Origin of the sequence: Enterococcus sp. DIV0086, from assembly GCF_050498705.1 — a bacterium.
Taxonomy (GTDB): domain Bacteria; phylum Bacillota; class Bacilli; order Lactobacillales; family Enterococcaceae; genus Enterococcus; species Enterococcus faecalis.
This window is the reverse complement of sequence record NZ_JBNIDN010000001.1, coordinates 2,614,071-2,637,320: the sequence shown is the minus strand read 5'-3', so window position 1 is coordinate 2,637,320 and position 23,250 is coordinate 2,614,071. Positions and strand designations below refer to the sequence as shown.

The following is a 23,250-nucleotide window of genomic DNA, read 5'->3' as shown; positions in this document are numbered from 1 at the left end:
ATCTATGATTTTGTGTACAGACTTAGCATATCTTTTTTGGCGGATAAAGGTAAGCCGAGTCCCTCTTTTAAATAGCCCTCTACCGAACCAAATTCTTTTTCAATCGCCTGTAAAGCGGTCGCTAAGTACTCTTTTTTCACATAAAGTAGCGTTTCTAATTGTTGAATTTCTGCTGGAGACGTTCCATTTGCTTGATATTGCGCAATAATTTGCTCGTTAGCGGTTTTTCTTTGCTCGTTCGTCTTTAAATAATCTTCTAAAATATAAGAATGTTCCACACCTAAAGCACTTAATATCAAGGCTGCGCCGATTCCTGTTCGATCTTTTCCTGCGAAACAATGAAATAAAATAGCTTCTTGTGGATAACTTAAAAAGTTTTCAAAAAATGTTTGGTAACCTTTGCGCCCCGAATTGGAAAGAACCATTTCCTTATAAGCCATGTCCATTGCTTCATCGGGTGAACCAACCGTTTTAAGCATTCCTTCTAATGAAGCAGTCTGCGCCTGAATATCGGCCAAAATATCTATATGTAGATAGTTGGTTCCTTGAATTGAATCATCTGGTCGTTCTTGCGTTTCCGCTGCACTTCTAAAATCATAGATTCGTTTAATTTGATAGTCCTCTACCAGTTTCTGTTGATCCGCTTGTGCAACATTGACGAGTTCACCACTCCGAAAAAAATGCCCTGTCTTGACAACTGTGCCTTGTTGCGTTGGAAATCCTCCAATATCTCTAAAGTTCACCACGCTGTTCATGTTCTATCGCTCCTTCATTTTAATTATTTTGTTATCATTTAAATACTTTGTTTTTTCTTTTTATTTCTTTTTCTCAACGATAATAAAAAACACCTCAAAAAACAATCTTTTTATCAGTTGTTTATTGCCATTTTATCATAGATACAGTATTCTTAAAAGAGAGGTGAGTAACGATGCTAAAACGAGATTTTTTAGAAAAGCCTTATGATTACATGAATGATATTTTATTGTTCCTATATAATAATAAAGGCCGAGCGACACGAAATGAATTAGTAGATTTTTTCAATATTAGTTTACCAACATTGAATGAATATCTTTCTTTTTTAGAGCAATTTTTGAAAGAAGAGCAACTTCAAGAAAACCTCACCTTAACAGTATTAGGTGACACTCTATATCTAAATAAAGCGCCTACCTTTTCCATGAAAGCAATGATCATGTTGTTCTTAGATAAATCTATTAAGTTTCACATGGTCCAGCAACTCTTCCATAAAAATGAAATAAATGGCGGGTATTTCCAACAGAATTATGCCATTAGCTCTGCTACCTATTATCGAAAAATTGTTGAATTAAATGACTTACTCAATGAGTTTAATTTGCGTATCAAACGAGGAAAACTTGTCGGCGAAGAAAAACAAATTCGCTTTTTCTTTTTTAATTTTTTCTGGTTTATCTTTGAAGAAAAAACAGATTTAGAAAAAGAACTGGCCAATCAATACCTAGGATTAATCGAGATACTACAAGAAATCCCCAGAATTACCTTTGACCATACAGAAATTCTCCAAATTAAACTTTGGATGAAAATTTCTTTTCGTCGCATGGTTTTAGAACCCCTGCCAACGATTAGTCCACATGATGTCCAACTCGATCGACCTTTATTTGAAGAAATTAATTTATCTATACATACATATATGAAAAGAATCGACCGTCCATATACAATCAACGAAGCCTATATGTTTTATGACTTTTTTTGTTCCATGCATAATTATTCTGCGAATGCTGCTTTCGCCTTTCGTTTAGCAAAACAACAACGAATTGAAAAAACGTATCTTAACGAAATGAACCGGGTCATTTTAACGTACCTTAAAGCACGTGGTTATTTATCCCATTACGTGCTGCCTATTCGGCTACTTTATATTGAAAATTTACTTTTCCAATTACATGCGCAACTCTATTATTTTTCAGGATTTATTTTACCCTTTGATTATTGGACAATTCAGTCACTTTTGAAAGTCTTACGTCATCCTTTTAGCGAAAGTGAAGTTTACGAATTAGTGGAGATCGCTACAACGAACTTTGCCACAAAAGACACTGCTTCTAAGTACCAAAATCAATTTACTGAAATTAATTATACACTTATTTTGAATCACATTGCTGAATTAAATGAAAAAAAAAATAACGATTGGTGTTTATCACTCACTGAGCAGTGGTTATAGCGAGTTGGTAGCACAAAAAATACAACAGAGTATCGCTGGAAAATATCCGCTGAAAATTGAGCCTTACAACGCAGAAAACCATTATGATTTGCTTTTAATGAATACCAATAATGAACCGCTCGTTGCCCAGTATGACCATTACTATATTTTTTCAGATATTAGTAATCGTTACGACCTACAATCAATTGAAAAAATCATTCAATTATTATTGGGCAAATAATCTCTAAAAAGAAAAGCTTAAGTGCCCTACTCTTAAATGGCTGACTTAAGCTTTTTATTTTACTTTCCCTATTTCCTTAAACGGCGCCATTTTAAACACCACGATTCCTTCAATCGCTTGTATCTCGACAAAGCCGAACGTACGACTATCACTTGAATGCGTACGATTGTCCCCTAAGACAAAGTAATGACCAGCTGGAATCTTCTGAAACAGGCGAAGTTGGGCTGCCGCTTCTTCTGATAAGTCAAAACGACTGGCATTCTCAGGCAGTGCCTCATTATCGCTTGCTATAGGTTCTTCTGAAAGATAAAGTTTTCCCTCGTTTACCCAAATTCGATCACCAGGAACCCCGATAATTCGCTTGACGTACGTACCTGTGCTAGCCAACGGTGCTTTAAATTCAATCACATCGTACCTTGTTACTTGCTTCGTCCGTTGTACTAAGACTCGTTCCCCTGCGTTAAGTGTCGGCTTCATGGATTGCCCAGCAATTGGGTAGCTAGATGTCTTTAACACAAAAAAGAACACAAAAATGGCGAAAAGAATAGCTGGCATAAAAAATTTAACGACTTGGATGCGTTGTTTCTTTTGGTAGGCTTGCCGCTTTTTTTTAATCTCTTCAGCGGTCATTTTTCTTTTCGGTCCTCTTATTGATTGATGGTTATCTGTTTGCTCAAGCAAATATTCCATTGCTGTGTTAGCCTTTTGCTTTTTTAGCTGATATGTCGCAGGCAACTTTTGCTTCAAGAAGGCGCGCTTAATGTGGCAAATTGTTCGCATAACGGGCTTTATCCATTCTTCCATCGTTTTCTTAAAAGGAAAAGCTTCTTAAATAAACTTTTCCTTTCTTGCTCCTTTTTTCTATTTAGCTAATTGCGTTCCTTTTTTTATATAACTACTACGTAACTGGTTTTCCTTCATAAACTGATTCAATGGTTTCTGCGCATCTTGTGCCAGCTCCCAAATACTTTGATTTGCTTCTACAAGATATTCGCTCTTCTCTGTTACTATGTTTTTCCTGATAAGCGGTTGCCTTAGCGACTGCTCTTCCTTTGAGACAGCAGCAGCCTGTAATCTTTCTGCGGAGCTACTTAATGTAACAGCTAAAAAAAGGACCCCAAGACAATGTAGTTTCCTTGTTCCCGTTAACTTTTTACTGACCATTTTATTAATAGTTATCTTGTTCAAGACGTGTCAGTTTAGTTAAGCGTTCCTCTAATTCGCGATAAATCTCAAGTACTTCTACTTTTGATGCTTCGACTTCATTCGAAATACTTTTCGCTCGGTTACCAATATTTAACATTTCTAATTCTGCGGAATTGATTAGGTGTTTTGCTTCTACTTTCGCTTCATTAACAATCCGATTGGCTTCTTTTTTGGCAGAAACCATCACTTCGCCAATTTCTTGTTGCGATTTTAAAGCCTCTTCTTGTAATTGCTGATTTTTCATTAATAAATCGTTAATTTGCTGTTTTGCGCGTAGCAGTTCTGTTAACTGCTCACTACTCGGTTCAATATTTTTTGAAACGGCTTGTAGTGTCTTCAATTCTTTTTGAACTTGTTCTAAACTGTCTTCTTTGGCCTCTACTTCTTTTCTTAGAGCAGCTAATTCCCCTTCGTAAACTTGCTTTTCAGCAAGATGTTTGTCATTGACACCTTGTAGTCGACCTAGTTTTACTTCTGCTTCATTTTTTTGCTGTAAACTATTTTGAAGCTCATTCTTTAACTCCTCCATGCGTTGTTTCACAATCACTTCTTGTTGGGCAGCCTCTTGTAAGGTTTGTTTTTCGGCTTCTACTTTTTGTAATTGTACAGTTAGTTTTTCAATTTGTTCCTGCAATGCTTGTTGAGTCGTTGTGCTTTCTTCTAATTCTGTCGTTAACGTTTCTACTTGCTTTTCCATTCCTGTAATATCTCCTTTTTTCTCCAACTTTCCTTTTTCTTCTGCTAACTGGTTGTGTAATGTCTGGATATGTTGTTGCTGTTCAGCCGATTCTTTTTCTAATTCTGCCACTTGCTGCGTTAATTCACTTTCTAAACGTTCCATTTGATTATGTACAGTGGTTAATTGTTTTTCTGCGTTTTGCAGATTTGTTTGAAGAGTGGTAGCCTCTGTCGTGGTTTCACTGTTCGTTTCCAGTTGCTCTTCCAATTCAAAAATTTCATGTTCCTTTTGATTTAGTGTTTCAAGTAATGCCTGATTTTTTTCTTCTAATGCTTGTTTTTCCGTTTCTTGTTGGTTCTTTAATTGCTCATTTTCTTCTTGAAGTTTTTTAAAGGCTGTTTCTTTTTTCTGATAGTAGGCGAGCCTTTCTATTAACGTCGCCATTTCTTTTTCCTGTTGTTCTGGTTTGATTCCGCTAATTATTTTTTCTGGTTCGAATCCTGGCTGAAAAAAGACTTCTTTTTCAAGCGTATCATCCGAAATATCTTTAATTTTTTTGATTAAACGTCTTTTTGTCATCTATATGTCCTTTCTCTCGTCCTTTTAACTAATCACGACAGGCTCCAAATTTGTTTCCAACGTCTCACGAGCATACGTATCAATGGATTTGACAAGGGTTTGCTCTTGATCTCGATAAGTAAAATTAAAATCAATCATGGTAATTTCTTTAACTGAATTCAACGCTGCAATAAGTGCTACAATATTGTCTTGGCCTGTTTGAAATTCATGGTAACTTAAGCCAACTGAAAAAACAGACAGTGTCAAGGTTTGTGTTTTTTCACTTCTAATCATTGTGATACTCGTCTCCCCGAGGTAAGGACGCCATTCACGCGCTAATTGTAATTCATAATTAGTCAAGACAGCGGCCGATTCTGCCGAAACAGCTTGCTTCCAGGGAAACTGATTTAAGGCTGTTTTTTTAATCGCTTGTTTTTTTATTTTGTCACCTTGAGCAACTTGGCCTTGTGCCAAACGCTCGATCCGCTGTTCCATGCGGATATTTCGTTGATTTAATTGATAATATGTATAAACAATTCCTAACAATAATACGCTAAGTAGACAAATACTAAACAATAAATAAATCATTAAACGACTATTTTTCTGATACTTATAGAAATTTATTTTCCTCTTTAATGTCCGGTCCTCTGAATCCAGTTTTTCGACAAGTAATCGCAAATACAATTGATAGCTTACAAATAAAAATAAGCAACTACTCATTAAAAGTACAACAATCATCATACAAATATAATCTCCTTTATGTCATAGTTCGACAATCAAAACTTGTAAAATCACCTGTTACGCTCTTTAAAAACTCTATATAGTATTGATTGTAACATTCCGTTTGAGCCTTGCCAACAACTTTATTTAAAATACGATGATAAAATTTTATATTTTATATTTATATTTTAATTTTTAAAATATAAAACAAAAAAAGAGAGATGCCACTTGGCCATCTCTCTCGCTTTTACTCAAACTATGTTTAGCGAACCGAACTAGATCAGTCGCTTTTAAAAAAATTCAATTAGTCTTTGTTGATTTCATAGTAGCTATCGTTCTTTATGTAGCTGAATTTGCTTTTGCTGGGGCTGAATCGCTACTAAGTCCAACACTGATGCCTAAGGCACGATCAACTTCTTCCATAATATCAAGTCTCAAATGACAAACTTTTTCTTTCAAGCGACCCTTATCGATTGTTCGAATCTGCTCTAAAAGAATCACTGAATCTTTTTCAATGCCTGTTTCATCAGAATTAATCCCGATATGTGTTGGCAATTTTGGCTTTGCCATTTTGGCTGTGATCGCCGCAACGATAATCGTTGGGCTAAAATGATTACCTAAGTTATTTTGGACAACAAGGACAGGTCTGACGCCACCTTGTTCCGAGCCCACTACTGGGGAAAGGTCTGCAAAATAAATATCTCCGCGTTTGACCATAGTGGAACCTCCTATCTAGTTATATTCTCTGGGGATTCTTTGTGAGAAAGTACATGCAACTTCATAATGAATGGTTTCTAATTTTTCGGCTACCATTTGTAACGTATTTTCTTCATTGCCATCTTTTCCAACTAATGTAACGACTGAGCCGACAGGAACTTCTTCTGCTAAACGAATCATACATTGATCCATACACACTCGTCCGACGATTTCGCAACGCTTACCATTCACGAGCACTGTAAATCCTTGGAGATGACGCAACCAGCCATCTGCATAGCCGATTGGCACTGTCCCAATCCATTCTTCAGCTTCAGTCACGTAGGTTTCGCCATAGCCAATCCCTTCGCCAGCCGCTAAGCGTTTTACATGGATAAGTTCACTGGTCAAACGTAAGACCGGCTTTAACGCATAGCTTGGGGCAAGCTTATTACCTGAAGGGTTCAATCCATACATGGCTACCCCATAGCGAATCATGTTTCCTGGCACATCAGGATGCCATAACGCTGTCGCACTATTGCTAACATGGACATACCGAGGTAACTCTTCTAAAACTGCTAGAACAGCCTTAAAACGCCCTGCTTGTTTTTCAAAATAGCTTGTATCGATTTCATCAGCTGTTGAAAAATGAGTAAAAATCCCTTCCCATAAAAATTCTTTGTGGGATTGAACAAACCGCACTGCTTGCTTAGTCTCTTCCGGGGTTAAAAAGCCAATCCGTCCCATGCCAGTATCGACTTTTAAGTGAACACGTAATGGCGTGTTACTCTCAGGCGTTAGTTGTTGAAGAGCAGCTTCTAACCATTCTTGTGTAGCTACCGTTACAGATAAATCATATTGAATCAACAAAGGCACATAAGCTAAGTCTACCACACTCAAAATTAAAATGGGGTCCTGAACACCTGCTTCTCTCAATTCAATTGCTTCATCCAATAAGGCGACACAAAAACCTGTCGCGCCACCTTTTTTCGCCGCTTTGGCGGATTCTACGGCGCCATGCCCATAGCCGTTCGCTTTTACAACCGCAAATAAAGCGGTTCCTTCTGGCAAACGTTGACATTCCTTTTGGACATTTTCAGTAATTGCTTGCGTATCGATATGTAACCGTGTAGGACGATGCCATCCAACGACCATTGTACATCCTTCTTTCTTCGTTGCTTCTGTTATTCGCTTTCTAAAACAATTTGTGCAATCGCCATAGTATCTGTGTGCGTAATCGAGACAAACACTTTACCATTATGGGGCGAGTTTGCTACGTATGGTGCACCTGTTTTTTCAGTCAGCACCTCAATATCTTGTAAACCAACTTTACCAATCCCTGTGCCCCATGCTTTAGAGAACGCTTCTTTACAAGCAAAACGACCAGCTAAAAATTCTATTTGACGTTTTGTAGATAACTTTTCAAAAAGGGTCAATTCGTTAGGTGTTAAAACCCGTTGAATAAATGATCCTTGTTTTTCAACAATCGGTTTTATCCGACTTAATTCTACTGCGTCAATACCAATTCCCTTTATCATTTTCCGCCTTACTTCCTATTTAATATAGTTACTCCGAATTACCTTTCATTTTAACAAAATTTCAAAATTTTTCCACTGATTCGCTAAAAAAATAAAGAATGTTTTACAAGATCCTCACACAAATTGAAGTACCATACGTTTTCTTCCTATTTACATTTTTATAAAATTTTTCTGAATTTTTATAAAAGTAAGAAAACAACTAAGAAGTATCGGAAAAAAATCAGGAAACTAAGCGGATGTTCTGATATTTTATAGCAAATTTTGGCTACTTATGGGAGAATAAAAAGAAAAAGGAGAAAAATGTATGACTTTAACTTCTCGGCAAAAAAAGTTACTTCGTTGCGCCCTGTTTATTTTTGCTTTGTTGCTCTACATATTTCCAATCTTCTTTAAAAATCCCAGCCTATTTTTTCTCTTGCAACTGGCTTGGATTATAACCATTCATTTGCTACAACAAAAACTGAAACTCTTCAATCTAACTTCCCCGTTGAAAACTTGGATAATTTTGGCGTTTTTCTTTTTCTATATCATTTTGATGCCTTTTTTACTTTTTTTGAGTTTTTCTATTTAACGATTATCTACCAAAAAAGAGCGAGTATTCCATTCATAGACGGAACACTCGCTCTTTTGATTATTTGGCGTTTTCGCGAATGACGAAACCACGTTTTTTATCGTTATGACGTTTGCCGCCACGTTGATCTTTATTTTTGCGGTCGCTATTTTTGTAATTACGGTCGCCATCTTTATGGTTTTTGTTGCCACGATAGCTGCCACCTTTACCATTGCCACCACGGTTGCGATTACGGTTGTTACCACCGCCACCACCACGGCCATTTTTGTTAAAGCCTTTTTTATTTGAAGGCAATGGTCGTTCTGGGGTAATTTTTACAGGAACCGCATCTGCTGGATCTTTCGCTACTGTTTTTAATAATAACGCAGCTAAGTCTGTCGCTGAGTATTTTTCTAATAACGCTTCAGCAGATTCTAGATATTTGTCTAAACCATTTTCTTCTAGATCACTTTCGATGGTTTCAACAGCTGCACTTAATTGTCCTTTAAATGCTTCTTTTTCGGTTGGTGGACGTAATGGCGTCATCCGTTTTTTCGTTAGGTTTTCGATGACATGTAAGTAACCCATTTCGTTTGGTGTTACAAACGTCACAGACATACCGCCTTTACCAGCACGACCTGTCCGACCAATACGGTGAACATAACTTTCTGGATCTTGTGGAATATCGTAGTTATAGACATGGGTGACACCTGAAATATCTAACCCACGTGCTGCTACATCTGTTGCCACTAAGATATCTAAGTTACCATTTTTGAATGAACGTAAAACGCTCATCCGTTTTTGTTGTGATAGGTCGCCATGGATGCCTTCTGCTTTGTAACCACGCGCTTCTAACCCGCGGGCAAGTTCATCAACACGGCGTTTTGTCCGACCAAAGACAATGGTCAATTCTGGGGTTTGCACGTCTAGTAAACGTGTCATAATGTCAAATTTTTCAAAGTCTTTTGAACGTACATAATATTGATCAATTAAATCAGCCGTCATTTCTTTGGCTTTAATCTTCACATGTTCTGGTTGTTTCATGAATTTCACGCCAATATTCTTGATTGCTGGCGGCATAGTTGCTGAAAATAGAAGTGTTTGACGTTGTTCTGGCACTTGTGAGATGATTTTTTCAATGTCTTCCAAGAAGCCCATGTTTAACATTTCATCTGCTTCGTCTAAAACTAATGTTTCAACAGTTTCTAATTTCAAGGTACGACGGTTAATATGGTCTAGTAAACGTCCTGGTGTACCTACAACGATATGTGGACGATCTTTTAGTCCACGGATTTGGCGACCGATATCAGCCCCACCGTAAACGGCTTGGACGCGAATCTTTTTATCGCGGCCTAAACGGAATAACTCTTCTTGTGTTTGGATAGCCAACTCACGGGTTGGTGCAATGACTAATCCTTGAATAACGCGGTTGTCTGCGTCAATTTTGTTAAGCATTGGTAAGCCAAAAGCAGCGGTTTTCCCTGTTCCTGTTTGTGCTTGTCCGATTACGTCTTTTCCTGCTAACGCTAACGGAATTGTTTCTGATTGAATAGGGGTTGCTTCCTCGAAGCCTGCGCGTTCTACCGCTGATAATAATTCTGGCGCTAAACCAAGTTCTTTAAATTTCAAATGATATCCTCCTAGATTTTGTTTCGGAAAGAACGATTTCTTCCTAGTTTCAGGTGTCTTCACTTTCAGTTGTTAAAAAGAAATCCATTATAGTGTGCCAACTATTTCTTCTTTCCTGATTTCACCGAAAAATTCACCTTATGGCATTAGAAAAGCCAAACGTGGTCGTTCAGCTTCACATTTATTATTAAACATAGAAATAGATCTATTTTATTTACTACGATTCAATTTTTCTCGTCATCTTCCGGCAATAGGTCATTCTATCATAGAATCCTATTTTCAGCAAGTTTTATGAAACTTATTTACTTTTCCAAAAGTGCATCGATGACTTCACGAAGTCCCATCCCGTTACTTCCCTTTAAAACCACCATATCTTCTGGCTGTAAAACTTTTTTGACAGCTTCAATCAACTCATTTTTTTCTTCTTTTTTAAAAGAATGAATGTTAGCTGGTGCATAGGTTTCTTGCAATTTATCAGCTAAATAAGCCATTTCAGAACCATATAAAAAGACTTCTTCAATCGCATCTGGGGCTAAATGCTGCGCCATTGCTTGATGCATGGCAGCAGAATCAGGACCTAATTCTAGCATGTCTCCTAAAACAGCAATTCGTTTTCCTACTTTGGACATTTTGCTAAAACTGTCCAGAACAAGACCCATAGCTGTCGGATTGGCATTGTACACGTCACTTAAAATTTCGGCACCATTCGCTGCTTTCAGCCATTCTGTCCGATTCTTTGTTAGTTCCGCTGTAGCCAACCCTTTTTGAATCTCACTATCCGTTAATTGGAAATAACGACCAATGCCAATTGCGATTAATGCATTGGTGACATTATAGGTTCCTGGCACTGGAATCGTAAACGTCATTTGTGTATCACTGATTTTGAATGAGGTTTGCTCTTTGGCTTCATTTGTGACGATTCCTTGAAGTTGACTTTCCTGGCTAAAACCAAAAGTAATCACTTGTTGCGTGACTTTTTCCACCAATGGTTCTAGCAAAGGTTCATCGCTTGGCACAAATAAACTACCGTCTTTGGCTAAACCATCTACAATTTCCATTTTTGCTTGTGCAATGCCTGCTCGTGAGCCTAAATTTTCCACATGGGCTTCGCCAATCATTGTGATGGCAGCAACTTCTGGCTGAGCCAGATTGGAAAGGAAAGAAATTTCCTGAGCATGATCCATGCCCATTTCTAAAATCAGTTTTTCTGTTTCATCAGGCATGTGTAAAATAGTATAGGGTAAGCCAATTTGATTATTGTAATTGCCTTGCGTTTTGTAAGTCACAAACTTTTCAGATAACACAGCAGCAATTAAATCTTTAGTGGTGGTTTTTCCATTACTGCCAGTCACAGCGATGACATTCGGTTGCATTTTATTTAAATAATAGGTAGCTAATTTTTGCATAGCCACCAGTGGATCAGTAACATGCAAAACAGGCAATTGTTGCGGTGCATCGACTAAATCCTGTCCCCAAAAAGCGGCCTGACAGCCATTAGCCATGGCACTCTCAATAAAACGATGACCATCATTTTCACCTTGTAAAGGAACAAAGAGGTTTCCTTTCACAATTTTACGACTATCAAATTCAATGCCTGTTAAAGGAAAATCAGGCCATTGTTGCCAATCATTACTGGCTTCAACCGCTTGCGCTACTTCCCAGAAGGTTAATTTCATTATGTTTTGCTCCTCTGACACAGGGACTGGGACATGCCAAAGTCTTGTCATGTCCCAGTCTTGTGTGATTTTTTCTTCTTAGTTATTATAAAATTCTTGGCGTTGTTTAAAACGATTCAAAGCTAACTGAATCAGTTCCTCAATTAAATCACTGTATTTCAAGCCCATATTTTCCCACAGTAAAGGATACATACTAAAGTCAGTAAAACCAGGCATGGTGTTCAATTCATTCAGGAATAATTCGTTTTTGCTTGTTAAGAAGAAATCACAGCGACTTAAGCCACTTCCATCTAACATAATATACGCTTTTTTAGCGTATTCTTGCGCTTGATGAGCTACTTCTTCTGGAACATGCGCTGGGATTTGCATTTCAATCGTGTTATTGATGTATTTTGCATCATAATCATAGAAAGCGACATCTTTCACCACTTCACCAGGTAAAGTCGTACGGACATCTTCATTTCCTAAAATGGCTACTTCAATTTCACGTGCTTCAATCCCTTGTTCAACAATTGCTCGGGCATCATAACGGAAAGCTTCTTCCAATGCTTCTTGCAATTCTTCACGATTTTCCGCTTTGCTAATTCCGACACTAGAACCCATATTGGCAGGTTTAACAAAGACCGGATAAATTAAAGAACCTTCACATTTCTCAAAGACTTCTTTTGGATTTCCTTTCCAGTCACTTCTTAAAACTGGCACGAATGGTACTTGTGGAATGCCAACAGTTTGTAAAAGATATTTCGTCATGATTTTGTCCATTGCGTTAGCACTAGCTAAGACACCTACGCCTACATAAGGCATATTAATGGTTTCCATGAATCCTTGAATTGTTCCATCTTCACCATTTGGCCCATGTAAAACAGGGAAAACAATCGCTTCTTCTTCATAAATTTCCGAAGGACTGATTCGTTTTCCTGAAAATTCGCCTGTTTCTTCAGGTGTTTGTGCCCAAGTTAAATGTAAAACTTCTTTATTTTGTGGTCGTTCAGATAAGAGAGGGCCTTTTACCCATTGACCGTCTTTACTAATAAAGACTAACTGTACTTGATAATATTTATAATAGATTGCATTTAAAACGGAATATGCAGACAAAACAGACACATCGTGCTCTTCACTTCTGCCGCCATACAACAAAATAATCTTCAAATGCTTGTCCTCCTAGTTTCTTTCCTGTCTTTTAGAAAAAATTATTTTTCAAATTATCCTTACTTATTTTAGCATAAAACCCAGTTTCATAATAGAAGCAAATTTAGTGAAGGAAAAATTCTTTGCTTGCCTTTTCCTTGCTAAAGACCCCGTTCCACCAGCTCAATAAGGGCTTGTTTAAACGTTGTTCTATCTTTGTCTGTAAAAGGTTTAGGTCCTTTCGTTCGGCCACCTTTTCGCCGAATTTGGCCACTAAAATAGCGTTGTTCTAACAAGCCATCAATATTTTCTTTCGTATATTGATAACCCAGTTGATGTAAAACCAACACTCCTTTTGGCAAAACCAAGGAAGCTAAGCCATAATCTTGTGTAATTAAAAGATCCCCTTTTTTTATTAACTGCACAATTTTAAAATCAGCAGCATCCGCTCCTTTATCAACATACACAAAAGAGACATTTTCTGGATAATCTTTTAAGGAATAATGATCTACACTAGTAACAATCACCACATCCAAAGCTTTCTCTACAGCGACTTCAATAACCGTCTCTTTCACAGGTGAACCATCGCCATCGACAAAAATTTTCATTCATTTCCCTCGATTCTTCCTTGCTCTAACCATTTGGGATGACGTTGAAAGTAGTGTTGTAATTCGTCAAAAACGACTTCTTTAACCACTTCATATAACTCTGTATTTCTTAAAATGGTTTTCGTTGCATCAGTGTAGCGGGGCTTTGGTATCGTAATGGCTAAAACAAAATCAAATTCTGCTAAAAAACTATCTGCTGTCACAGATAATGAATAATGTTGCTCCTCTAAAAATTGATTAAAGGCGGCCACTACGCCATCAAGAAAGCCCTCATAGTGGGTTCCACCAAGACTGGGATAATGCCCATTAACAAATGTTTTTTGCACTTGCGGCGCATGATTTTTACTCAAAATAAATTGAACAAGGGCCAATTCTGTTTGCTTGGCTTGAATAATCGGTGCAGCTTTTCTAGTTAATGGGTTATCTTTTTCAAATAAATAATTACTTAAACCTTTAGGGTAATAACAAAGATTTTTTTGTTCCTCTTCTTGTGTTAAGAGAATCTTTAAGCCTGGATTCAACATGGCAATCTGTTGACATTGCTGTAAAACACGCATATAAGAAAGTGATTCTGTACCAAAAATTTGCGTATCTGGCCAAAATAAGACTTCAATTCGTTCCTGGGTTTCTTCAATAGGTAACAATAATCGTTTTTTCAATTGCCCTTGATGGTAAATAAAAATAGTTCGCTGTTTTTCTTGATCGATACTGATCCCTACTTGTTTTGAGAAGGCTTGTAAAACAGATAAATACAGAAAAGGTGGTTCTAAATCGACTTGCTTTTGTTCAAAAACAAGCGGTCGTGTGGAAGATACCTGAAAAGAGATTTGTTGACGCGATAACTGTATAGCAATTTTCCCTTGATTCTTTTCAATGAAAAACTCTAATAAACCGTTAATTGTCTGAACAAGTAAATTCTCTAAGCCGACTAAGCCAGTCGTTCCAATGAACGCTTCTGGTCGTTTTTGAATCCGTTCAATAAATTCATCGTTTTCTAAAACTGTTAAAAGATGTGCAACACTCATCCTGCTGCCTCCTTTGCAATCTGTTTCTTTTAATTATAATGAAAAAAAGACCAGAAGAAAAGCCACACACGACTTTTCTTCTGGTTTTCTTCTTTAACGAATTAAATCAATATTCGGATGCTCAAGAACGTGATTCACTTGTTTGACCGTTGTCAAAGGAATATCTCCTTGAATCGTATGTGCAAGGACCCCATTGACTGTGGCAAAGGTAACTGCCTTTTCTAACGACCAATTTTGGCTATAGCCATATAAAATCCCCGCCGCATAAGCATCACCAGCACCAATTCGATCAAGATTAAGAAGCGGTCTTTTTTCACTCTGTTGGTACTCATTTTGGGTATATAAATACCCACTTAAGTAGTTTTGATTTTGGGAATGACTTCTCGTTGTCCCAGCAAACCATTCCAAATTGTATTGAGACATGAAGCGCTGAATCAGTTCAGTTTCTTGTGCCTCACCTTCTAAATCTTCTCGCGGAATGAAACCTAATAGCTCGACCAAATCACGACGACTGCCAAAAACAATATCACAATAAGGTAAAATGCGTTCGTACTGTTGACGCATAAAGAGTGCGCTATTTGCTGTATTCAAACTAGGTCGATAATTAAAGTCAAAACAAACTTTCTTTTGATAGGCATGCGCCTTTTGAGCAAGTATCAAAGCAGCATCACGAGTTTTTTCAGTTAAACTTAACGAAATACCACAAATATGCACCATATCTACTTCCGCTAAAAAGGCCTCAAAATCGTAATCCTTCGCCTCGCTGATGCCAAAAGCACTCTGATGGCGATTTTGATAAGTTACTTGTGTGGGGCGGATTCCATAACCCATTTCTGCAAAAAAACTACCAATATGATCGCCCTTTTCTCCTACCCATTGATCTGAAATTCCTAACTTCCTTAGCGCTGCTTTGCCAGCTTCACCAAGACGATTGGCAGGTAATTTCGTAATCAATGCTGTTTCTAGTTGAAAATGAGCCAAATTTGCTAAGAGATTTACGCCAGTCCCTACAAAGTTCATTCTTAACTGCTCTGTTTGTTCTAACATTAGATACTCTGGCGGAGTGAAACGAAGCATGACTTCACCAAACGCAGCAATTTTCATCTTTGCCACCTACTTATTCAATGTGTTTTTCATCATGGTTAGTAACGTTTTCACGTCTTCTGTTCTAGTGTCCCCTGTTTCTTGATCGATAATTGAGCTGTAGACATGAGGAATGATTTTTTTAACGCCGGCATCCACCGCAATCTGAACAATTTCTTCAAAGTTTTCTAAATCAATGCCCCCTGTTGGTTCTAAATAAAAGTCATACTTGGCGCAAGCTACTGCTACTGCTTGGTATTCTTCTTTGTGAGCCAAGCCTTTCATCGGGAAATATTTAATGGAACTGCCTCCCATGTCTTTCAACAATTTGATGGCGGTTTCGATAGGCACTTCCGCCGCTGGCGCACCCGAGCTTAACGGACCTGTCGCAATGTTTACATAGCCAACTTTGCCTGTGGGTGAAACCAAGCCATTAATCACTGTTTCGTCTTGACGCAGTAAGGCCCGTGAAGCGCCGACACCTGTGAAGACTTGGTTCACGTGTTGCGGTTGTAGAACTTCTGATAAGCGAGCCACCATTTGACTTTGATTTGGATCACCAGCTCCTAAGCCGACAGATAAAGCGTTGTTGGTTGCTGCTTGGTATTTTTTCATATCGTCAATGGCTGCTTCATCGGTTTCATAGTTTTTTGAAAGGACGCCTAAAACAACATGCCCTTCTGCTGCTTCATAACAGGCTTGGGCATTTTCTACTGAATTGGCTAAAACGTTTAAACAAATGCGTTCTTCTAAATAATTAGGTTTTAATGACATGACTTATTTCTCCTTTGTGTCCATAATTTCTTGTAATCGTTGCACGATTTTGTTCATTTCTTCTTGATTGACAGAACGAATGTCAAATTCAATGATGCCATTGTTGGCTTGATATTCTCGCGTATAAATGGCTGGACTTTCTGCTTTTAACGCTTGGATGACTTCCTTAGCGGTTTTTCTGCCGTCCACTTTGACACTGGCGCGATAAATGTCTCGGCCAGCGCCATCTTGGACGATTTTAGCGGTTAAATCTGACAGGTTGTTGATGGCTTCAACAAACGGTTTTAAGCGCTCTTGCATCGAAGCCCCTGATTCACTGCCATGTGCCAAGTATTCTTCCACTGCTTGCGTAAAGCCCAAGATATTGTCTTTGCCAATTTTCATTGCTCGACCAATGCCTTTGCCTTGTAGGCGCACCCAGTCAATGTATTCTTTTTTCCCGACCACTAAACCGGCACTTGGCCCTTCAATGGCTTTGGCGCCGCTGTAAATCACCAAATCAGCGCCTGCTTCGGTGTATTTGAAAAGATCTTCTTCTGCTGCCGCATCAACAATTAGCGGCACCTTGTGGCGTTGCGCCACTTTGGCCGCTTCGGCCACCGTCAGCATACTTTTTTGCACGGTATGGTGGCTTTTGATGTATAGAATGGCCGCTGTTTTTTCAGAAATCATCATTTCCACGTGTTCTGGACTGCACATGTTGGCGTAGCCAGCTTCCACCACTTGGCCGCCGCCTTGCGTTACCATAACTTCTACAGGCGTGCCGTAGTCCACGTTGTGCCCTTTAGGTAAAACAATCTCCCGCTGTTCGATCTTTTCTGAATAGGGATGATACGCGTGGTACAAGCTGCCTTTTCCAATCAAGGCAGCCACCGATTGGGCAATCCCCGCCGAAGCCGAGGAAACGACTTGGGCATCTTCTACCTTCAACAAGTCGGCTAAAAAGGCCCCTGTTTGCACACTAAGTTCACTCATTTCAAAGAAATGTTCGCCGCCGAATCGTTGAGCCGCGAGGACTGCCTCCGAAACTTTGGAGACACCTAGAATGGTCATTTTGCCAGAAGCATTAATGACTTCTTTTAAGTGGAATTTTTCGTAACTAATTGTCATAGATTTGTCCTCCAATAATTGTTTTGATTGGGCGAATTTGCTCTTTGGCTACTCGTGTCAATCCATTAGAATCAGTCAATGTTTTTTCTTCTGCTTGAATCGTGAAAATCGTTAAATCAGCATCTTTACCTATTTCCAACGTGCCTTTTTGCGTTAAATGGAAATTCTCAGCAGGAGCCTTGGTTACCTTTTCAATAATTTCTGGCCAATCATAGCCGACCACACGGAGTTTTTCCATCGTTGTGGCTAAATCATAAACAGGACCATTTTCTCGGTTACGGATGTAGATATCTGTGCTAATTGATGCAGCTTTCATTCCCTCGCGCAACGCTGTTTCAGCTACGTGAAAATTGAAACTATCCGTACCATGCCCGATATCAAATACGACCCCTTTGTTGTACGCTTGCCAAGCGAAATCTTTTATTTTATCCGTTGCTTGGTCTAAAATGCCATTTTCTTTCCCATTAAAACAATGGGTTAGGACATCCCCTTTTTCCATCAAGGCTAAAATTTCATCTAAATGAGGCGGTGCTGATCCAATGTGAACCATTAAGGGAATTTCTTGGTTCTCTTGCTGAATCTGTTTGGCCAATTCTAAAGGCGTAATGCCGTTATCGCCAATAACGGTCCTACTCATACGGGCTTTAATCCCTACAACAAAATCTGGTAATTCTTGAATCGCTTTTTTGACTAAACTCGCTTGTACTTTACTTAAATCTGCGAGTTCGTCCTGAGCAACGATGCCCCATTTAGAAATATTGACTAATCCAAAAACATTTGTTTTTGCTTGTTGCGCTAAGTCATAAAATTCATGAATGTTTTCAGCACCTGTTGTCCCAGCATCAATCACTGTCGTAACACCCTTTTTGACCCCAATTTCATCTGGATAATCATAATAAAGAGCCATTTTTTCAAAACAATGAACGTGATCATCTATCCAGCCTGCGGATACATAAGTACCTGGTTCTAAGTGGATAGTTTCCTTTGCAGAACCTGAAATAGTTGCTGCAACAGCAGCTATTTTTTTCTCTTTAATTGCAATTTCAACAGGCATACCATCTACTGTCTGTCCATTTTTTATAAGTAAATCGTAGTCCATATTCTTCCCTACTTTTCTATAAATCTAAATTTTGTCCAAGGCTTAATGAATTCTAATAATACAAGTTCTTCTTCTATAATACGCCCTACTCGATTTTTGCGTGAGTCTTGATGTGGTTCTAAAACGACTTGTAATTCATTTTTGTATTTTCCAAATGCATCATTTCCCACAACAACATCTCCAGGTTGTAGCATTGCTTGATTATCATGTGGGGGATTAGCTTCATTTTTATATTTTTTACGCACTTCTGTGGAACGAATCATCTGCTGAGTGATATCTCCACGGCGAAAATGTTGATTTTTTGTTACGATTTCTTTTTCAATTTCAGAAGTCGCTTCTTCAAAAACAATGGTCAATTCTGTTTGATAACGATTCAACTGACCCAATGCTTCTAATTCTTCGTTGGAAGCATAAGCATTTCCAATAACAACATCATCAATTAAATTTGTTGCAAATAAATGTTTAGCTTGAACAGTGACTGGCAACTGTCTATGCATTTCTAAAGTAGGTAGCCCATCATTCACATCCCAAGGACCAATTTCACCTACCTGTGATGAAATAAAAGCAGCTGTCCGAATACCTTCCTTTTTAAAACGGATGCTACATTTTTCAAAGAAATCATACGGCAATGCAGTTCCCGCTTGTGGATAAAAGTTATGACAACCATATAAGAAAGGTCGATTCGCTTCATACGTCAAAATGTTATCAAGATAAGCGACATCATTACTCATATTCAACTCAATAGCCACGCCGAATGGATTAAACGTCAACATGGCTTCTTTATTTCCATCAAAACCTGTATCCAACCGAATCCCATCAGCTCCTAATTCGCTGAAAAAAGTCAAATCATCATATGAAATTTCCAATTCATCAAAGATACTTGGAACGACATCTAAAATTGTTTCAAATCCTAAATTTTTCGCATAACTAATTAATTCTTTAAATTTTTTCTGAACCGCTTCTTTGCCATCGGTCACTTCTAACATACTCATAAAAATTCGAGTAAACCCACATTCGCTGGCTTTTTTTAAATACGCTTTATCTTGATTGATATCACTATGATCTGGATAAACTGATACACCTAATGCTCTTTTCATCTTCGTTCTCACACTCCGCTATTTTCAAATTTATTTCGAAATTTCCAAGCAATCACCGAGCTACACAGGATTGTTGTAGAGCCAACGAGCAATACTGGCTGATTTAGAAATCCGCCAATTATCATGGAAAGAGTAATACAAACTGCCGTAAAAACCAACGTCTTTACCAAACCAAATTGATAAACAACAGTAGGCAACTGCCCTTTTTCTATAATAATTTGACTAACGATAAAAAAGAAAATGAACCAAATAATCATCTTATACGCTCCTGACTTTCTTCTCTGACTTAGAAGGGGCAGGATATTCATATCAGAACACCCGCCCTAACATTTTTTAATTTTTTGCTGCTTGTTCAGCTGCTAATTCTTCTGCTTCTTTATCCAATTGTTGTTTTTCATAAACTTTGAAAAATGGATAGTAGATAGCCATTGTAATTAAGAAGTTAACAATCACTAATACTGCGGCCGAGAAACTCCAATTGGTACTCATCCAAGCAGCAATTGGTGCTGGAATTGCAAACGCTAAGCGTGCAGCCATCATCGGAATTATATTAGCGACTGTTAAGAAATAAGATAACGTTGTGGTAATTAACGGTGCCACGATAAACGGAATACCTAAAATAGGATTCATTACGATCGGCGTTCCGAAAATAACTGGTTCATTAATATTAAACAAGCCTGGTAAGAACGATAAACGGCCAAGACTTTTCAGATACGTTGATTTAGAAAACATCATTAAAACAACTAAAGAAAGCGTAGTTCCAGCGCCACCAATCCAGATAAACCATTGTAAAAACTGTTCTGTAAAAATATTAGGTAACTGATGAACGTTTGCACCATTGGTAAAAGCTTCAAGGTTTTCTGCAATCGACATATCCCAGAAAGGACGAATAACTGGGCCCATAATCGCTGGACCATGAATCCCTAAAACCCAGAAGAAACAGATTAAGAAGACTGTTAGTAAGCCGCCAAATAAACTGTTACCAGCAAGGATACCTTTAAGTGGCATTAATAACGTACTCAAGAAACCATTCAAATCAAAACCAATTACGTGGCGAATAACCCAGAATAATAAAAGAATAACTGCTCCTGGAATTAACGCAATAAATGAATTTGACACTTCAGGCGGTACGCCATCTGGCATCTTAATCATAATATCTTTTTCAATAAAGAAGCGATAAATTTCAACAGATAACAGCGCTGTTACAATCGCACCAAATAAAGAAGCTGAACCTAAATTTGCTAAATTAATATAGCGCCCTGCTGTAATGACGTTGTCAACATCTTTAAAGACACGTGTTGGTGGTGCCGCTGTTACTAAAAAGGCCATTAATGCTAAAATTCCACACGTCAAAGAGTCAAGCTTATAACTTTTGGCCAATGATGAAGCAATCCCAAATGTTGCATAAAGTGCAAGTAACCCCATCGTATAGCGGGAAGGAATATCTAAAATTGCTTGATAAGGTTCAATCAATTTTGTGTATGCCTCAATTGGAATATTTTGAAAAATTGTAAAGAATGAGCCCACAATTGTTAAAGGCATAGTTGCAATTAATCCTTTTCTAATCGCTGTCATATGGCGTTGCGAACCAAATTTATTCGCAATCGGCATTAACTTAACTTCCATCCACTGTACAAAACCATTCATTTGTTAATTCCTCCGTTCAACTAATAAAAATAATAATTATTTCGCATTTATAATAACATAGTAACATTATAATGTAAACGCTTATTCTTATTTGTGACAGAGAAAGTGCAAAACAAAAGGCTTTTTCTGATTATAAAGAAACCGGGAATATTGCACCAAAAATCATTGCGCCTAAAATTGCGCCCCCAGCGATTGGTTTTTTCCAAATGTAAAAACCTAAAGCTCCTAATGTAGCACCAATCCCAATAGGAATCGAAGCACCCGCCGCACTCAAAATAATTAACGGGCCTAAGAAACGTCCTGAGGCATTACCAGCCCCCATCATCACATCCGCACCAAAAGTGGAATTTCCTTGATTGATAGTAAATTTCCGAATCAACACAATTACGCCACCAACTGCTAACCCTAGTAGCGCACCTGTTAAAAGTGCTAAGCCAAAGTTTTCTACAGGTGCTTTAATACCCATGCTGAGGAAAATTGCAGGTACGCCAATCCCGATCCCCGTTAAAATTGAGCCACCTAAATCTAAAATCCCGACTAAAGAACCTTCTAAAATTCGTGCAAACAGGAAACTTGCACCAAATGCTGCGGCAGCGCCATAAGAACCACCATCTAAACCAGCTTTTAGCATCGCAACAATTGAAACTTCATTAAAGGCGCCCACACCATAAACTACATACATATGTGTTCCTGCAAAAATTGCCGCTGACATAATCCCGACTAAAATGGGAAAGCCCCAATCAGCATACCAAAAACTTTTGCCTTTTAAACCTTCTTGAATTTCTTGTTCTTGTTGTGCCCATTCATTTTTTTCTTGCTGTTCCATCTATGAGACCTCCTTTTTTCTATTTAACGGTGAAGACATTGTGTAAATTATTTAACCATTGAGGAATAGACAAGCGGAAACTTTCGATCATTTCTAAGTCGAACCCTCGGAAGAAGCCACTTAAAATAAATAATAAGATAATGGCACCAAGCATGCCGCGTGTCATTCGGGTCCACCCTAAATCATCGACACCTTTACCGATTAAGATCCCTAATACAACTCCTGGGACAGCATTGCCCATGACTAATTGAGATAATCCGCCAAATAACGTTCCCCAGAAACCCGTCCGTTTTCCTGCATCTAAAGCCGCTAGCCAGAATAAAACGGGCATCACAGTATTGATTAAAATCGTTGCTGCAGGTACCAACACCGCAACCGCTGTTACTTGTAGCGATTCTGGAATTGCTGCAGCTGTACTATTTAAGAAAGCCACAGTCGCCATTCCTACAAAGGCCCCGACAATCCCCATTTTTTTGGGATTATGCATCGTTTTAGTGACATCTTTATCCTTTACCAATAAAATTGCTGCAGCCCAGTTAGGCACAATCCGGTGGGTCACATCTTGTGTAAAGGCCCCTGCTCCGACGGCCGAAGCCCAAGCATTAAAGAAAAAACCTAAACCAAAAGAAAAGTGTGATGCTGGATCTCCTTGTGCCGCGTTCATTTCTCCTAATGTTCTAAATGCCCCTAACCCTTGCGTTTGTGGTGCATGAAACATCCGAGCAGCGCCTGCGCCAGCTGCAAAACCTAGTAAACCACCAATAAGCAATGACTTCAGCAAAATGATTACAAATTCCATTCCTTCTTCCTCCCTTTATACGCCTCTTTTTGAAAGAAACGGAACTACTACTGCGTTCGGTTCTTTAATTGTTTCCGTTAAAAAATCAACTTCTTCGACTGCAATGGCTTGGATTTCCATTTCTACAGCTAGTTCGACATGATAAATCACTCTCTTTCTAGGAAAGAAGAAGAACAGAAATTTTTCTGTATAAACTTGTTCTTTTGCCTGACGAATAGTTACTTCTTTCGGTTCAATCCGGATGAGGACCTCTGTTGTTTCTTTTAATACTTTTTTTGAAACATCATTCAATGCACTTGCAAAAGCTTCATTCTTCTTATTACCTTTTCCAGAAACAATCACGGTTTGTGTTGACCGTTTTGTGGCATCCATAATTACCGCTCCTTTCTAAGTTACT

General features: G+C 38.3%; 23 protein-coding genes and 1 pseudogene. 1 reads left to right on the top strand and 23 read right to left on the bottom strand.

Translation table 11 applies throughout. The annotated features are described in order from the left end of the window. Positions 1 to 2: 2 nt before the first annotated feature. Positions 3 to 755, bottom strand: a complete 753-nt coding sequence (locus IGI63_RS12765; RefSeq protein ID WP_280945061.1) for a tyrosine-protein phosphatase — start codon at positions 753 to 755, stop codon at positions 3 to 5. Between the two features lie 173 nt (positions 756 to 928). Here IGI63_RS12765 and IGI63_RS12760 point away from each other — a divergent pair. Continuing rightward, positions 929 to 2,408, top strand: a pseudogene (locus IGI63_RS12760) (helix-turn-helix domain-containing protein). 54 nt (positions 2,409 to 2,462) lie between these two features. Here IGI63_RS12760 and lepB read toward each other — a convergent pair. The 22 genes from lepB to IGI63_RS12650 form a co-directional block, all read right to left on the bottom strand. Continuing rightward, positions 2,463 to 3,212 carry a signal peptidase I gene (gene lepB / locus IGI63_RS12755; protein ID WP_429975895.1) on the bottom strand — a complete coding sequence of 250 codons (750 nt, stop codon included), beginning with the start codon at positions 3,210 to 3,212 and terminating at the stop codon, positions 2,463 to 2,465. Between the two features lie 57 nt (positions 3,213 to 3,269). Beyond that, positions 3,270 to 3,596 carry a hypothetical protein gene (locus tag IGI63_RS12750; protein ID WP_429975894.1) on the bottom strand — a complete coding sequence of 109 codons (327 nt, stop codon included), beginning with the start codon at positions 3,594 to 3,596 and terminating at the stop codon, positions 3,270 to 3,272. Then, on the bottom strand, positions 3,577 to 4,872 hold the full coding sequence (locus tag IGI63_RS12745) for a hypothetical protein (protein WP_429975893.1): 1,296 nt from the start codon (positions 4,870 to 4,872) through the stop codon (positions 3,577 to 3,579). Before IGI63_RS12745 ends, IGI63_RS12750 begins: the two co-directional genes overlap by 20 nt. Before the next feature lie 24 nt (positions 4,873 to 4,896). After that, positions 4,897 to 5,592 (bottom strand): hypothetical protein, encoded by a 696-nt coding sequence (locus tag IGI63_RS12740; RefSeq protein ID WP_429975892.1) that lies wholly within the window; start codon positions 5,590 to 5,592, stop codon positions 4,897 to 4,899. 318 nt (positions 5,593 to 5,910) lie between these two features. Continuing rightward, positions 5,911 to 6,288, bottom strand: a complete 378-nt coding sequence (locus tag IGI63_RS12735) for a type II toxin-antitoxin system PemK/MazF family toxin (protein ID WP_002355729.1) — start codon at positions 6,286 to 6,288, stop codon at positions 5,911 to 5,913. A 15-nt stretch (positions 6,289 to 6,303) separates the two neighbouring features. Next, on the bottom strand, positions 6,304 to 7,419 hold the full coding sequence (gene alr, locus IGI63_RS12730) for an alanine racemase (RefSeq protein ID WP_429975891.1): 1,116 nt from the start codon (positions 7,417 to 7,419) through the stop codon (positions 6,304 to 6,306). 29 nt (positions 7,420 to 7,448) lie between these two features. Next, on the bottom strand, positions 7,449 to 7,802 hold the full coding sequence (gene acpS / locus IGI63_RS12725) for a holo-ACP synthase (protein ID WP_002355727.1): 354 nt from the start codon (positions 7,800 to 7,802) through the stop codon (positions 7,449 to 7,451). Positions 7,803 to 8,433: 631 nt separating this feature from the next. Further along, entirely contained in the window at positions 8,434 to 9,981 is a 1,548-nt protein-coding gene (gene cshA, locus IGI63_RS12720) for a degradosome RNA helicase CshA (RefSeq protein ID WP_002355724.1), read from the bottom strand. A 302-nt stretch (positions 9,982 to 10,283) separates the two neighbouring features. Further along, a complete protein-coding gene (locus IGI63_RS12715; RefSeq protein ID WP_002355722.1) occupies positions 10,284 to 11,657 on the bottom strand; it encodes a UDP-N-acetylmuramoyl-tripeptide--D-alanyl-D-alanine ligase in 1,374 nt (457 codons plus the stop codon). 78 nt (positions 11,658 to 11,735) lie between these two features. Then, complete coding sequence (locus tag IGI63_RS12710; RefSeq protein WP_429975890.1) at positions 11,736 to 12,806, bottom strand: D-alanine--D-alanine ligase; 1,071 nt, start codon at positions 12,804 to 12,806, stop codon at positions 11,736 to 11,738. A gap of 140 nt (positions 12,807 to 12,946) precedes the next feature. Then, positions 12,947 to 13,393: a YaiI/YqxD family protein gene (locus tag IGI63_RS12705; RefSeq protein WP_429975889.1), complete on the bottom strand. Its 447-nt coding sequence runs from the start codon at positions 13,391 to 13,393 to the stop codon at positions 12,947 to 12,949. After that, entirely contained in the window at positions 13,390 to 14,418 is a 1,029-nt protein-coding gene (locus IGI63_RS12700; protein WP_002363239.1) for a hypothetical protein, read from the bottom strand. Before IGI63_RS12700 ends, IGI63_RS12705 begins: the two co-directional genes overlap by 4 nt. A 93-nt stretch (positions 14,419 to 14,511) precedes the next feature. Continuing rightward, positions 14,512 to 15,522: a sugar kinase gene (locus IGI63_RS12695; RefSeq protein WP_002379155.1), complete on the bottom strand. Its 1,011-nt coding sequence runs from the start codon at positions 15,520 to 15,522 to the stop codon at positions 14,512 to 14,514. A 9-nt stretch (positions 15,523 to 15,531) separates the two neighbouring features. Next, the gene (gene dagF, locus IGI63_RS12690) at positions 15,532 to 16,275 is read right to left on the bottom strand and encodes a 2-dehydro-3-deoxy-phosphogluconate aldolase (protein WP_429975603.1); all 744 of its coding nucleotides are present in this window, start codon (positions 16,273 to 16,275) and stop codon (positions 15,532 to 15,534) included. A gap of 3 nt (positions 16,276 to 16,278) precedes the next feature. Beyond that, the gene (locus IGI63_RS12685) at positions 16,279 to 17,385 is read right to left on the bottom strand and encodes a DgaE family pyridoxal phosphate-dependent ammonia lyase (protein WP_429975888.1); all 1,107 of its coding nucleotides are present in this window, start codon (positions 17,383 to 17,385) and stop codon (positions 16,279 to 16,281) included. After that, the gene (locus tag IGI63_RS12680; RefSeq protein WP_002381282.1) at positions 17,375 to 18,484 is read right to left on the bottom strand and encodes an amidohydrolase/deacetylase family metallohydrolase; all 1,110 of its coding nucleotides are present in this window, start codon (positions 18,482 to 18,484) and stop codon (positions 17,375 to 17,377) included. The genes IGI63_RS12685 and IGI63_RS12680 overlap by 11 nt, the downstream gene beginning before the upstream one ends. An 8-nt stretch (positions 18,485 to 18,492) precedes the next feature. After that, complete coding sequence (locus IGI63_RS12675; RefSeq protein ID WP_002355714.1) at positions 18,493 to 19,581, bottom strand: DUF871 domain-containing protein; 1,089 nt, start codon at positions 19,579 to 19,581, stop codon at positions 18,493 to 18,495. An 8-nt stretch (positions 19,582 to 19,589) separates the two neighbouring features. Next, positions 19,590 to 19,889 carry a hypothetical protein gene (locus IGI63_RS12670; RefSeq protein WP_002363233.1) on the bottom strand — a complete coding sequence of 100 codons (300 nt, stop codon included), beginning with the start codon at positions 19,887 to 19,889 and terminating at the stop codon, positions 19,590 to 19,592. 25 nt (positions 19,890 to 19,914) lie between these two features. After that, positions 19,915 to 21,228 (bottom strand): PTS sugar transporter subunit IIC, encoded by a 1,314-nt coding sequence (locus tag IGI63_RS12665; RefSeq protein ID WP_429975887.1) that lies wholly within the window; start codon positions 21,226 to 21,228, stop codon positions 19,915 to 19,917. A gap of 130 nt (positions 21,229 to 21,358) precedes the next feature. Then, entirely contained in the window at positions 21,359 to 22,054 is a 696-nt protein-coding gene (locus IGI63_RS12660) for a DUF4310 family protein (protein ID WP_002361314.1), read from the bottom strand. A gap of 19 nt (positions 22,055 to 22,073) precedes the next feature. After that, complete coding sequence (locus IGI63_RS12655) at positions 22,074 to 22,853, bottom strand: DUF4311 domain-containing protein (RefSeq protein ID WP_002355709.1); 780 nt, start codon at positions 22,851 to 22,853, stop codon at positions 22,074 to 22,076. Between the two features lie 15 nt (positions 22,854 to 22,868). Further along, complete coding sequence (locus IGI63_RS12650; protein ID WP_429975886.1) at positions 22,869 to 23,225, bottom strand: DUF4312 family protein; 357 nt, start codon at positions 23,223 to 23,225, stop codon at positions 22,869 to 22,871. Positions 23,226 to 23,250: the final 25 nt, after the last annotated feature.

Bases quoted from the DNA above. Each gene is read 5' to 3' on its own strand.
- IGI63_RS12765 (WP_280945061.1), bottom strand. From the start codon at position 755: ATGAACAGCGTGGTGAACTTTAGAGATATTGGAGGATTTCCAACGCAA.
- lepB (WP_429975895.1), bottom strand. From the start codon at position 3,212: ATGGAAGAATGGATAAAGCCCGTTATGCGAACAATTTGCCACATTAAG.
- IGI63_RS12745 (WP_429975893.1), bottom strand. From the start codon at position 4,872: ATGACAAAAAGACGTTTAATCAAAAAAATTAAAGATATTTCGGATGAT.
- IGI63_RS12740 (WP_429975892.1), bottom strand. From the start codon at position 5,592: ATGATGATTGTTGTACTTTTAATGAGTAGTTGCTTATTTTTATTTGTA.
- IGI63_RS12735 (WP_002355729.1), bottom strand. From the start codon at position 6,288: ATGGTCAAACGCGGAGATATTTATTTTGCAGACCTTTCCCCAGTAGTG.
- alr (WP_429975891.1), bottom strand. From the start codon at position 7,419: ATGGTCGTTGGATGGCATCGTCCTACACGGTTACATATCGATACGCAA.
- acpS (WP_002355727.1), bottom strand. From the start codon at position 7,802: ATGATAAAGGGAATTGGTATTGACGCAGTAGAATTAAGTCGGATAAAA.
- IGI63_RS12715 (WP_002355722.1), bottom strand. From the start codon at position 11,657: ATGAAATTAACCTTCTGGGAAGTAGCGCAAGCGGTTGAAGCCAGTAAT.
- IGI63_RS12705 (WP_429975889.1), bottom strand. From the start codon at position 13,393: ATGAAAATTTTTGTCGATGGCGATGGTTCACCTGTGAAAGAGACGGTT.
- IGI63_RS12700 (WP_002363239.1), bottom strand. From the start codon at position 14,418: ATGAGTGTTGCACATCTTTTAACAGTTTTAGAAAACGATGAATTTATT.
- IGI63_RS12695 (WP_002379155.1), bottom strand. From the start codon at position 15,522: ATGAAAATTGCTGCGTTTGGTGAAGTCATGCTTCGTTTCACTCCGCCA.
- dagF (WP_429975603.1), bottom strand. From the start codon at position 16,275: ATGTCATTAAAACCTAATTATTTAGAAGAACGCATTTGTTTAAACGTT.
- IGI63_RS12685 (WP_429975888.1), bottom strand. From the start codon at position 17,385: ATGACAATTAGTTACGAAAAATTCCACTTAAAAGAAGTCATTAATGCT.
- IGI63_RS12680 (WP_002381282.1), bottom strand. From the start codon at position 18,484: ATGGACTACGATTTACTTATAAAAAATGGACAGACAGTAGATGGTATG.
- IGI63_RS12675 (WP_002355714.1), bottom strand. From the start codon at position 19,581: ATGAAAAGAGCATTAGGTGTATCAGTTTATCCAGATCATAGTGATATC.
- IGI63_RS12670 (WP_002363233.1), bottom strand. From the start codon at position 19,889: ATGAATATCCTGCCCCTTCTAAGTCAGAGAAGAAAGTCAGGAGCGTAT.
- IGI63_RS12665 (WP_429975887.1), bottom strand. From the start codon at position 21,228: ATGAATGGTTTTGTACAGTGGATGGAAGTTAAGTTAATGCCGATTGCG.
- IGI63_RS12660 (WP_002361314.1), bottom strand. From the start codon at position 22,054: ATGGAACAGCAAGAAAAAAATGAATGGGCACAACAAGAACAAGAAATT.
- IGI63_RS12655 (WP_002355709.1), bottom strand. From the start codon at position 22,853: ATGGAATTTGTAATCATTTTGCTGAAGTCATTGCTTATTGGTGGTTTA.
- IGI63_RS12650 (WP_429975886.1), bottom strand. From the start codon at position 23,225: ATGGATGCCACAAAACGGTCAACACAAACCGTGATTGTTTCTGGAAAA.